Annotated in this window: 10 protein-coding genes; 4 read left to right on the top strand and 6 right to left on the bottom strand. The window is 38.4% G+C overall.

The genetic code is table 11. The annotated features are described in order from the left end of the window. Positions 1 to 181: 181 nt before the first annotated feature. Positions 182 to 2,134, bottom strand: a complete 1,953-nt coding sequence (locus tag Q7657_RS01175; RefSeq protein ID WP_258178294.1) for an EAL domain-containing protein — start codon at positions 2,132 to 2,134, stop codon at positions 182 to 184. Positions 2,135 to 2,402: 268 nt separating this feature from the next. Between Q7657_RS01175 and pdxH the strand changes: the two genes are divergently transcribed. Next, positions 2,403 to 3,038 (top strand): pyridoxamine 5'-phosphate oxidase, encoded by a 636-nt coding sequence (gene pdxH / locus Q7657_RS01180; RefSeq protein ID WP_053987782.1) that lies wholly within the window; start codon positions 2,403 to 2,405, stop codon positions 3,036 to 3,038. Between the two features lie 44 nt (positions 3,039 to 3,082). Here pdxH and Q7657_RS01185 read toward each other — a convergent pair whose 3' ends face one another. Together Q7657_RS01185 and Q7657_RS01190 are read right to left on the bottom strand one after the other, a co-directional pair. Then, entirely contained in the window at positions 3,083 to 3,799 is a 717-nt protein-coding gene (locus Q7657_RS01185) for a helix-turn-helix transcriptional regulator (RefSeq protein WP_053987783.1), read from the bottom strand. Between the two features lie 374 nt (positions 3,800 to 4,173). Continuing rightward, the gene (locus Q7657_RS01190; RefSeq protein ID WP_107167191.1) at positions 4,174 to 4,599 is read right to left on the bottom strand and encodes a YhbP family protein; all 426 of its coding nucleotides are present in this window, start codon (positions 4,597 to 4,599) and stop codon (positions 4,174 to 4,176) included. 607 nt (positions 4,600 to 5,206) lie between these two features. Between Q7657_RS01190 and Q7657_RS01195 the strand changes: the two genes are divergently transcribed. Then, complete coding sequence (locus Q7657_RS01195) at positions 5,207 to 7,810, top strand: GEVED domain-containing protein (RefSeq protein ID WP_107167190.1); 2,604 nt, start codon at positions 5,207 to 5,209, stop codon at positions 7,808 to 7,810. 168 nt (positions 7,811 to 7,978) lie between these two features. Then, positions 7,979 to 9,223: a tetratricopeptide repeat protein gene (locus Q7657_RS01200; protein WP_258178293.1), complete on the top strand. Its 1,245-nt coding sequence runs from the start codon at positions 7,979 to 7,981 to the stop codon at positions 9,221 to 9,223. Positions 9,224 to 9,285: 62 nt separating this feature from the next. Here Q7657_RS01200 and Q7657_RS01205 read toward each other — a convergent pair whose 3' ends face one another. The 3 genes from Q7657_RS01205 to Q7657_RS01215 form a co-directional block, all read right to left on the bottom strand. Next, positions 9,286 to 9,654, bottom strand: coding sequence for a DUF333 domain-containing protein (locus tag Q7657_RS01205; RefSeq protein ID WP_053987786.1), 369 nt, complete (start codon positions 9,652 to 9,654; stop codon positions 9,286 to 9,288). Positions 9,655 to 9,698: 44 nt separating this feature from the next. Beyond that, on the bottom strand, positions 9,699 to 9,974 hold the full coding sequence (locus Q7657_RS01210) for a putative hemolysin (RefSeq protein ID WP_053987787.1): 276 nt from the start codon (positions 9,972 to 9,974) through the stop codon (positions 9,699 to 9,701). A 236-nt stretch (positions 9,975 to 10,210) separates the two neighbouring features. Then, the gene (locus tag Q7657_RS01215) at positions 10,211 to 10,666 is read right to left on the bottom strand and encodes a hypothetical protein (RefSeq protein WP_053987788.1); all 456 of its coding nucleotides are present in this window, start codon (positions 10,664 to 10,666) and stop codon (positions 10,211 to 10,213) included. 157 nt (positions 10,667 to 10,823) lie between these two features. Between Q7657_RS01215 and Q7657_RS01220 the strand changes: the two genes are divergently transcribed. Then, the gene (locus Q7657_RS01220) at positions 10,824 to 11,492 is read left to right on the top strand and encodes a CatB-related O-acetyltransferase (RefSeq protein ID WP_107167189.1); all 669 of its coding nucleotides are present in this window, start codon (positions 10,824 to 10,826) and stop codon (positions 11,490 to 11,492) included. Positions 11,493 to 11,811 lie beyond the last annotated feature (319 nt).

Consider the following 11,811-nt stretch of genomic DNA (forward strand, 5'->3'; position numbering starts at 1 on the left):
TAGGTTTGTACGATATTGTGTATAGCTTTTTCGAATTGTCCTCATTCACTTGTTATACGCAGTTTAGTAAAGTCGAATGGTGGAGCAGGTCGATGATGAATGTTTTAATATTAGTAAGTTTTTTACGTATAAAAAAACCAGCAATCATGCTGGTTTTATTTTTTAATTTACAGTGTAAATACTATACCTTTTCAAGTTGAGTGTATTTCTCTGTAATAAATCCTTGATATCCGCTGACAAATAAATCTGATAAGCGTTCTAACTGTGTTTCTGTTTCTACACGAGTTGCTATCGCTTTTATGTCCAAGCTATGTGCAGTTCGGCAGATAGAGGAAAGAACGGCTGATTTTGTTTGGTCATTTAACTGATAGGTATAAGCGTAATCAATTTTAACGTAGTCAGGATTGATTTCTTTTAAATAATTAAGAGATTGGAAATGACGACCATAATTATCGATACCCACACCAAAACGGTGACGTTTTATCATACTGCATAAAATGCTGGTTGCATCAGTATTTCGAATACAACTGATTTCCTGTAATTCAAAAAACAAACGAGAGGCAACCTGAGTATTGTTCGCTAATAGTTTGTCTAACCAACGAATAAAACTGGGATCTGTAATACTGCTATTTGTTACGTTAATCGCAAATGGGCCAATGGTTCTGTCTGCGTTTAAGCGGTTGATTATGGTAACAATAACATGTCGGTCAAACCAACTACCAATTTTAAGATCTTCAATGGCACCAAGAAATTGTCCAGCAGAATAGAAGTCTTTATTTTTCTGAATACCAGTAAAGACTTCATAATGATAGATACTACGATTTTCTAGAGTTGCAGGCTGAAATTTATATTGGAATAAATCTTCATTAATGGCTTGTTCTAGCAGTTGTTTCCACTGTTGTTTACCTAGAGTATCGTGGCTGGTTGGATCTTTGATTAATGCAATGGATTCATGAGGTGTGAGTTTTGCCTGAGTGAGTGCATTATCAAGTTGTGTAAGTAACTGACTAGGGGTTAAACGTGCTTCGTTATAAACCAAACCAATATCGGTTGTTGTTGCGCTATCAATGTCTGAATTACGTTCAACATCAGTAAAGATTTTTAAAACCATCTTGCCCAATAACGCTAGCTTTTCAGAAGAAAGGTTAGGGATCAAAATGGCAAATTCATCACGTGATAGGCGAGAGATTGTGGCATCATTGTAGGTGATCACATCATTTAAGCGTGATGCAATTTGTTTAATTAATTTGTCACCGGCTTGATAACCTTTATGTTCATAATAATCACTGATCAGTGTTGTTTGAATGAGTGCTAAACCACCTTTATGTGATTCATCAAGCCAAGAGCTGATTTGATGAATAAAAAAACTTCGATTACCTAATCCAGATATTGGATCTAAATAAGCTTGTTCGCGAAGTTTAACCGCTTCATTTGCTTGGTTTTTAAAATTCATATCTAACTGATGAGTCAGCTTGTTAAAAGCGCGCACAATGGCTTTGATATCTGACTCTTCAGGTAATGACAGTGGGGCTTGATTAAGATTATCAATGTTTTGAGCACGTGTGGTTAAGCGTTGCAATGAAGCAAAATGTTTTTTACTTATCAAATAGATAAGACCGCCACCAGCGAGCATTAAAATAAAATGATAAATAAGCGTGTCACTAAAGAGTTGCCAGTATTTTGTATAAGCCCAACGAGGTGAAGCACTGACTTCAACAATACCCACATCATAGTTATTGTTATTAACGGTACGTTTTTCAATATGTTCTGGGATAGTAAAAAAGGATTGAAACCATTGCGGAACATTATTGATACTACGATCATGATCTATGCGGATCAGTGGTGTCGAATCTGCAAATAATAATGCGCTATGATTGTAATGCTGTACTGGAAAAAGATAATTTAAAACTTCAACCAGTTCACTTTCTTGACGGCGAGTAATTATTTGATTATCAAGTATTGATAATTTTGGGGGTAATGTATCTAAAGCTCGATTTATATCTTCACTTGTTCTGGAAATATGCTGATCGCTGACTGCATTATAACCAGTATATAATTGCGAACCTGCTGAGAGTGCAAGTACAGAGCACATTAGTGTGGTAATACTTATTATTTGTCGTTTAAAGAGTGTCATAGTCTGAGCACCAAGGTAGAGTACTAGCCCAACATAAATGCAAGAAGAAATAGATTCTTATGCTGACTAAATCATAATTATTGTTAAGTCTAATTTATCAAATCTCTTTAAATGCCACTGTACTCTTTGTCATTTATTGTTGAAATTCGATAGATGAGTCTATTTCTTTTTGCAAATAAGCCCTATATTCATAAGAAAATAGTGTTTGCTTCCAAAAGGGCATGACTAAGATTTAAGCAATAAAAAACTTATACTTCTGGAGATTAAAATGGAATTAGCTGATATCCGTAGAGAGTATGTAAAAGGGGGCTTACGTCGTGATGATCTACCAGCCGATCCTTTTGTGCTATTTGAAGCATGGTTAAAGCAAGCGGTAGATGCTCAATTGCCTGATCCAACAGCGATGACAGTTGCGACAGTTGATGAGCATGGTCAGCCATTTCAACGTATTGTTTTATTAAAGCACTTTGATGAAAACGGTTTTGTTTTCTATACCAATTTAGGTAGTCGAAAAGCGCAACAACTCAAAGAAAATAATAAAATTAGCTTACATTTTCCATGGCACATGATTGAGCGTCAGGTTCATATTACAGGTGTTGTCGAGCCTTTATCAAAACGTGAAGTGCTAACGTATTTCTCTTCTCGTCCGAAAGAGAGCCAAATCGCTGCTTGGGCGAGTAAACAAAGCCAGCGTTTAACTGCACGCCAAGCTCTTGAAGGTAAATTCTTTGAATTAAAACAGAAGTTTTTAGCAGGAGAAGTGCCACTACCGACATTTTGGGGTGGTTTTAGAGTTAAAGTAAATTCAATTGAATTTTGGCAAGGTGGTGAGCATCGATTACATGATCGTTTTCTATATCATGATAAAACTGAACAATGGGAAATTGATCGTTTAGCACCATAAAAATAAAAAGAGCAGATTTAAAGTCTGCTCTTTTTATTTGCTGCTTAATCTTTTAAGACAATAGAAAGTTGTGTTTTTAACATGCTTTCAGGAATATTAGAGCCATACCCAAACTCTAATGCTAAATCCAAAAGTTCACCTTTAGAATTAGCATTAAACTTTTCACGTAAGCGTAAAACATAATTTTCTATTGTTTTTACCGCTACTCCGAGCGTCTTGGCAATGTATTGTGGTTTTTTACCATAGAGCAGAAGAAAGAGCACTTCAGATTCGCGTGTATTTAATCCGATGTCTTCTTTTTTAACATTAATTTTTAATTGAGTTGGATCTTGCTGTTCTTTTGCCAGGCCGATTGCTCGACAAAGCCAATGACCCACTTCAAGTACCGCTGTATCTTTGAGCTCGATACCTGAAAAAATAGTGCCAATAATACGATTATTATGATCGCGCCATGGTGTTTTTGTGAAAAGGTGAACTCGCCACTTACCGTCATGGTAAGGATGAATATCTAGCACTCTAATGGTTTTACCAGTTTGGACAACCATGAGATCTTGTTCTTTATATTGTTCGGCCGACTCGCATGTTGTACTTGGCATTTGATGATCTGTTTTGCCTATGCAATCCAGATGGTTATCGAAACCAATCATTTTTGCATATTCAGGGTTAGCATAAACAAATGTCGAGTTTATATCTTTACATCCCCAACAACCGGGTAATTGGTCGAATATTTGGGGTGAAAAGGAAGCATTTTGATAATTCATATATTGCCTAAAAATACAGCCAACCCCGATATTCTAATTAGATTATTAATTTTGTAAATATATAGGTGACAAGGTGCTTATATATTAGACGTAAAAGCAAAAAAAAGCCGGTCATAAAGACCGGCAAAACAAGAATTGGCTCTAAAGAGCATAATTCTGTACGACGTGTAGAAGAGGTAATCAGAAAATATAATTGAGGGTGCATATTATATTTTTCTGATCAATCCTTTCGGATAATGCTAATTTTTTAGATGAAAACACCTAATAACCAGCGGCAGTAACTATAACTAAGCTTCTGTTAACAAAATAGGGGGGAAATCACCTATTGACAAACTTGTAAAATTGAAATCTATGCTTTTAAAATATAAACAAAGCTAATATCTTTGCCAACTAAGCTTAAATCCAAATTTTATCCTATTATCCGTCATTTTTAATTCATTTAGCGTAATTTTCCATAAACTTGATGGGATCTTTTTTGCAATTGGAAAACGCTGATTGTAGATATTTTCAGCATTTTTAGCTTCCTCTATTTCAAGTAGTTTAACCTCGCCTGAAAATTGAACTCCTTGGATATCATTAATGTCATCAGGCTCTGGTGCTATAGTTCCTGATATAAATTTATTACATATCATTAACTTACCATGTCTACTTTCAGGTGAGGTCATAATATATAACGCCATTGTTTGTTTATCGAAAGCATAATAACAATTGGCGCACCATAAGTTTGACTGAAAAGAAGCACATAAAGTTAGCAGATGATGCTGCTCTATAAATGTGGCTATGTGCGCTTGTTGATCCATGTTGTTAATTTTCCTTAAGGTCGATATGAAGTTAAATAGCGTCAGTTATTATCGGTTAAAGATATTTGATTATCGAATATCAAAGCGATCGAATGATGAATTTATTGATAATAAAAGAGCGAGATTCTTAACTTGTTGATTTTACATCGGAACGATGATCATGAGTGGCTAATTAACGGTACTTGTCAGATCAATTGGAAAGATGATCAAGGCAAGATCATTGAAAAATGTGATAAAAAAATACTTAAAAATCAATGTGGTTAGGATATCGATGAAAAGATGGGGTGCTTATCATTCATTGGCACATCGGAAGCATGATCAAGGATCTTTGTACTCAAATGGCTATATCTTATAACTATAAGATTTAAAAGGATCTTTAAAATAAAATAGTAATACTAAAAACGATGATCTTTATCTTAATTAAGAACAACCTTTCCTTGATCATTGTTCTGAGAATTGTCTTATTGATTCATTACATATCTCACTAATGAGATAAGTGCATATTGTTAATAAAATATACTCAACCATGCTAAGTCTGTTTTCAAATTAAGAATAACTATAAAGAAGATAGTTCTAACTTATTGATTATAAAGCTAGGGTGGTTTTTATGATGCGTTGCGTTATGCGAGTAGTCGCTACTGTTTTTTTCCTTTCTTTCTTATCAATGATGAAGCCAGTAGACGCTGCAGAAGGTGTTGGATTGGTTTATCAAAGCACTTTGGTTGATATCGGTGGTAATGGTGGTGGGGAATTTCCTGAAAAGCTCTGTCCTTCAGGTCAATTAATGACTGGCTTTGATTTTTATAATCAAAATACAGGGGGAAACCTTGATGGTATTGCGCTACGTGGTCGTTGCTCTCAAATCACTGTCGTGAATAATAACGCAACATTAACCGAGGTTGGTGTCACTGGGTGGGGAGGTGGCTCCGTTCCTAATGGCACATTATATACAGGATCTTGTCCAGCGAATCAGGCAGTTGTTGGTGTCGATGCTGATACAACAGACTGGCCAGTAATGGGTTGGTTTCGACTCTACTGCGCGCAAGTTACTTATAATCAAATCTCCAAGCGGTTAGAAATTGCAGCAGCACCAGCTTCACCTTCTACAGGTAAAATAGGTCCAGATCGTAACTATCCGGGGACTTACTATAACCGTATTGTTGCGCCAGCAGGACAAGCCTTAGCGGGTTTTAATGGTCGACAAGGTGCAGCATTAGACAAGGTACGTTTTCGTGCTTATTCATTTGTTCAAGCCAATATTACCTTAAATGCTGTTGTTCAAACGGGCTCTGCATTAGCTTCTGATTTCTCACTTATCGCAACAGATACCAGCAATATTGCGGTTAGTTTTACATCTGGTGACAGTAAAGCGATGACACCGAGTAATTATAGTTTTACTTGGACTGGACCTGCAGATTATGAGTTGGTGTCGTTTTCATGTGCAAACCCTCTGACTGTGACTAATGGCAATAACTACAACTGTACCTATGTCTTTCGTTCAACCAAAGTGGATTATGGTGATGCACCGAGCAGTTATGGTGGTTTACAGGCAGGGGCAAACGGAGGAGATAACGTCAATATCTACTTAGGCGCAGTGCCACCGGATCATGAAGAGGATCGTTTTACTGACGGTATAGATAACAATAATAATGCCACAGATGATGATAATGAAGGGATCACGCCGGATGATGAAGATGCATTAGCTGAGGGGTTAATACTGGTTAACAGTAATGCTAATGCGGCTGCGTATAGCTTAACGGTGCCGTGTAATGATTTTGATGGCACAGATTTAGGTGCCACAGTATATGGGTGGATAGATAGCGATCGTAATGGCACATTTGATGGCGATGAGTTTACATCAGCGACATGCAATGATAATTCAACCACATTAGAGGGTAGTGCGTTACTGACATGGAATGGGCTTGATATAACAACCAATTCTGGCATGAGTTATGTTCGCTTACGGATCACCACTGATGCTATTGGCGCATTAGATGCTAATACGGATGTCTCTGATGGTGAGGTAGAAGATCATCAATTTGAAATCATTAATCAGATTGTTTTAAGTGGGAAGATCTTTAACGATAACGGCGGAAATATCGCAGGTATTGCTCACAATGGGGTGATTGAAAGTGGTGAAGAGGGGGTTGCAAACTTTACTGTTCAAGTGATTTTCAATGACACGGGTGTGTCAGGCGTTACCACTGGCGATATTATTGCGACAACGGTTTCTGCTGGCAGCGGTGCTTATCAATTTACCCTACCGGTTAAATACGCCAATAAAAATTTGTTGGTGAAGGTGGTGGCTCAATCTCCATGGATTGATATTAGTGAGCAAAGTGACAGTAGTATTAGCCAACTCACTAATCCTGATGTTACCGATAATATTATGGCGATCACCGCTCAAGCTGGTGATCAGGTTGATAACTTAAATTTTGGTAAAGTTAAAGCCCCGACCTTCTCACCTAATTACTCTGAAGTGATGAAAACAGCGAGTACGTTACTTCTTTCTCACCGTTTAACCACATATACCGCAGGTATCGTTCGTATTACGCTTGAAAATGAAACAAGCTCACCGAATAACCCTGATTGGAATGTCATGCTATATGAAGACAAGAATTGTGATGCCACTCTTGATCCGGATGATACACCAATTGCTAATCCGTATCAGGGCCGAGCGAATGGGCAGATCTGTGTGATCAGTAAAATCTTCTCACCCAGCGCAATTAGCGTTGACTCCATGCTCGATTATTTTGTTCGTGCTGATATGACGTTTGAAGACAGCGCTAATGTAAATCACGGTGTGACTAAGGTTCTAAATAATAACGACACCATTTCAGTGTTATTTACTGATAGTGGACACTTAAAACTCACTAAAACAGTTCGTAATATCACCCAAGGGACACCAGAAGGGATCAGCAATGTTGCTAACCCTGGCGATATTCTTGAATACCGACTCCGTTTTACTAATACCGGAACTGGAACAATAGAAGATATGGTACTTCATGATAGTACGCCTGATTTTACCGTGATCCAGCAAGTGGTTGTTTGTGATCCATTATTACTGCCGACCTCGATTACCTGTAATGTCGCGACCCCAAATGGGAGTAATAATATTGGTTATCGAGGTGATATTTTGTGGTCGCTCAATGGCTCTTTATTAGGTGGTGAATCAGGCTTGGTAGTCTACCGAGTAAAAATCAATAATTAGCCTATAGTTCAGGCTTTTATATCCTTTTATCTTGCTTAGCTATATGCAATGCGCAAAGCTCGAGTCACGGAACAATGATCAAGGTCTAATGCTGACAGTCAAATGCTTTAGTTTATTGGCTGTTAGCCGATAATCATCAATAGTATTCCACCATATGCATGAGGATGTATGTCTCATCTAATTTGGCTGTTTATTATTCCGATTATCATTTTAGGGTGGTTGATTTCACGCTATTTTGTGACGCAAAAAACGCAGCAAACAGAAAAACAACAGCAGGTTGCTAAAGATATTAAGTACAAGCAAGTATTGGAAAAAGCCAAACAAGCTGAGCATGAAGAGAAGATCTATAAAGCCAGTACAGGACATATCCCCAGCCAATTATCGTTAGCGAAAGAATATGAGAACACCAATTTAAAAGAGGCGATAGCTTGGTATGAAAAGGCCGCAGATCAAGGTAATGAAATCGCGCAATATGCCTTAGCTCGTTTGTATCGTCGTGATAGCACCGATAAACAAGCATTACTAAAAGCTAATTATTGGCAGGCATTGATTGAGGCAAAGCAAAATACCCCTGAAGCACTGTTTCATTTTGGTCTGTTATTGATCCAAGGAAAAGGCGTAGAGGCGAACAGTGAGTTAGGTGTTGAGAACATACTGCAAGCTGCGGAATTTGATCACTTGCCTGCATTATTGTTTCTATCTGAATGGTACGCGGTTGAAGATACCGATCATTATTTGCCATATAAAGCATTTCACTGGCGAGTGCGTGCAGCGAAATTAAATGATGTCGAAGGCATCATGAAAACCGCCTTTAGTTATCAAACGGGGCTAGGTGTCATTGCCGATCCGCAGAAAGTGAAATATTGGCTAGAGCGAGCCGCTGAACATAATCATCCTGAAGCGCAATATTTGGTCGGGAAAATGCATTTAGGGGCAACTGCGAATGATGCTGCGGTGGCTTATATTTGGTTTTCGATGGCTTATGCCAGTGGTTATCAAAAAGCTCGTCAAGCAAGAGATCAAGCGGCACCTCTAATTGGCATCGAATCTATTCTCAATGTGCAAAACATAGCGAAAGAAGTGTATAAGGCTTTAAAACAGCAACCAGTTCAACCTCATACCATCATTGCGCTGCTTGATAATATCTATGCTCGCCAAGGTTATCGTCCAACCTTGGCTGATATCGAACTATTGTGTGAGGCATCATTATTAACACCTCCAACGGAGAGCTTATTATCAGAGAGCGAAGTAACAGAGGTTGAAGAAACGCAACAATTAGTGGCGGATGATGAGCCGACATCTGAGCCATTAAATGCCAATGATTGGGGCACTCAATGGTCGAGTCCATCATTAGCCATACCAAGCTCTTCTCAAACCATCAAAGAGAAAGAAACAAAAACAGCCCAACCGTAGTTGAGCTGTTCATCATAAAAGTAGGGAGCTAGGGGGAAGTGCTCCCTCTTTTTATTTGCTTATTACCAAACTTTGTAGCCTTTTTTCTTGCTACATTTGTGGTTGTAGAAATCGTGTAGCTCACAAGTGGTACCCCATTTAGTGAACTTACAAGAATTACCCGTTACGTAACCACCTTTGTTGATACAGTGCTCAACCATACGTTGCTCACGGGTTTTACCTGATGGTTTACAATCACCACGCATAAAGGCAAATTCTTCACATGCGCTACCGTCGTTAAATACACAGTAACCCACTTGACCATTACCACCCATAGGTGTGCGCAGCTCAACACGACCGCCATGGTGTACACAGTAATCTGATGCTGGGTTACCGTGTGCAAAAACAGAACTTGAAAGTAGTAAACCAACAACTAATAGTAACTTTTTCATATTTTACCTTCCGATGTTTATTTTTTAGTGATGAGAGTGATTATTTATTGCGTCGCGCCATAAACGATGGGTGCATCTGCACCTGCTTTACAGGTACCACGTTTGAATGCCCATGCATCACATTGGCTTCCGTCGTGGAAACGACATAAGCCCGTTTCACTACCATCCATGTTTTTTCTCGTTAAGAACTGACCGCCGTGATCCACACAGTAAGTGGCAGCGGGATTCGCCATGTTCGCATTTGATGGAATAGGAAGTGCTTTACAGCCGATTAACGATGTTGAAGCAAGTAGAGAAAGTAATAGTAATTTCTTTTTCAAAGTCAGATTCCTTAATTAAACCGTGGCTTCGTTTCAGTAACGAGTTATTCATTGGGTGAATAAGTTGGGGGTATTCTCTATTTAAAACAGTGTTCATTTGTCAGGGAAATGAAAGAGTATAGTTATTAAACTGTTAGAAATTAGGTGTAAAAGTAAGGCGGATGAATTATTTTTCTTTAATTATTAGATGGTTAATGGAGCAAGGTTTAATAGTAAAACCTTGCTCATAATTTGAGTTATGCGTATTTGTTAATAAATGCAGTCAATATATCAAGGCTGTTAGCTTCATTACGCTGCTCTGCGAGCAGATAGTCATAGATCGCATTCTCATGATCTGCGACAAGAGTAAAGAGGGCTTGGTGTTTAGTCGCTTCATCGGCTTGTTGTTGGTAACGCTGTTGATAGGGAGCAACCCACGGCACCATAGTATCGACTAACTCTTTCCATGGTAGTGATAACCACTTTTGAGCATCCGCTAAGCCTTTTTGCTCCATCTCTTGATCATAATCAGCGCAAGGATGTCCCAGTGCTTCAAGCCCGACTTTTAATTGCTGGGCTGTTAGCTCTTCTACTTTTATTAATGTTTGCCATTTGTCGTTATGGCTATCGTCACTATACTTTTCAGCAAAGGTTTTAAAAAAAACAATGCCGTAAAGTTCACCTAAATAAGCGGTATAAAGTTGAGCAATCATTGTTATTACATCCCAATTGATGAGTACCACCAGATAATATACCTAAGTCGCATCAAGGTACTAGATTCAATGAGAATAACTTGCAGCAATGGGTACATGTCATTGAAGTCACTTGGGGATACATAGTTTATTGCACAAAGAACAAAGAAGGTTTGATATGGAACCCACTATTTTTCCCTCTTGGTTAGGGGGGTATGAGATCAAACGCCACATCACAAATCCTAATATAGATGTGGGAGACTACAGCTACTATTCTGGCTATTACCACCAACATCATTTTGAAGATCAATGCGTCCACTATTTACTCGGTGATAAATCCAGTGCAGAAGTGTGGCAATCGGGCATTTTTGGTGACGTTGATAAATTGATCATCGGGCGTTATTGCTCAGTTGCATCAGGCGTGGTGTTTATGTTGTCAGGTAATCAAGGTCATCGACATGATTGGATTTCCAGCTTCCCGTTTGATTTTGCGGAATTTGGCGAAGGCGTAAAGTCAGGGATCAAGCGAGCAGGGGATACCGTCGTTGGCAATGATGTATGGCTGGGCGCGGAATGTGTCATTCTGCCTGGCGTTACGATTGGAAATGGTGCCGTGATTGGGACTCGTGCTGTAGTAACGAAAGATGTAGAACCTTATGCCGTCATGGTCGGTAATCCATCACGCTGTGTGAAAAAACGTTTTTCAGAGCCCCACATAGCAATGTTATTGGAAATGCAATGGTGGCATTGGTCAAAAGACGAGTTAAAAGCAGCCATGCCGTTGATGTGTAGCTCGCAAGTGGATGCGCTTTATCAACATTATTTAACGCACATCAAAAAAAATTGAATATAGCAAAAAAATCCACAAATATTCTCTAAGGGATTGATGTTTTCCTTGTAGAGGACCTCTCTTATTCTCTTTTGTTATTATAACCTCCTGATACAGCGCAATATTACATAGATTTACAATTATTAGATGCTTGAAACCGCTTTTTTATGGTTTACTCTACGGTAAATACTCAACTAAATTTGAATGCTTGGTGCATTTTTATGCGGATGAAATCGATTTCTAGTTATAAAATTGATCTAAACCAGTAAAAAATCAATTTTTGAGGCTTTTTTAAAACAAAAGTTGAGACTTTCAAATAAAATTGAGTAAGATGGTT

Source organism: Candidatus Photobacterium acropomis (genome assembly GCF_030685555.1).
Lineage (GTDB): Bacteria > Pseudomonadota > Gammaproteobacteria > Enterobacterales > Vibrionaceae > Photobacterium > Photobacterium lucens.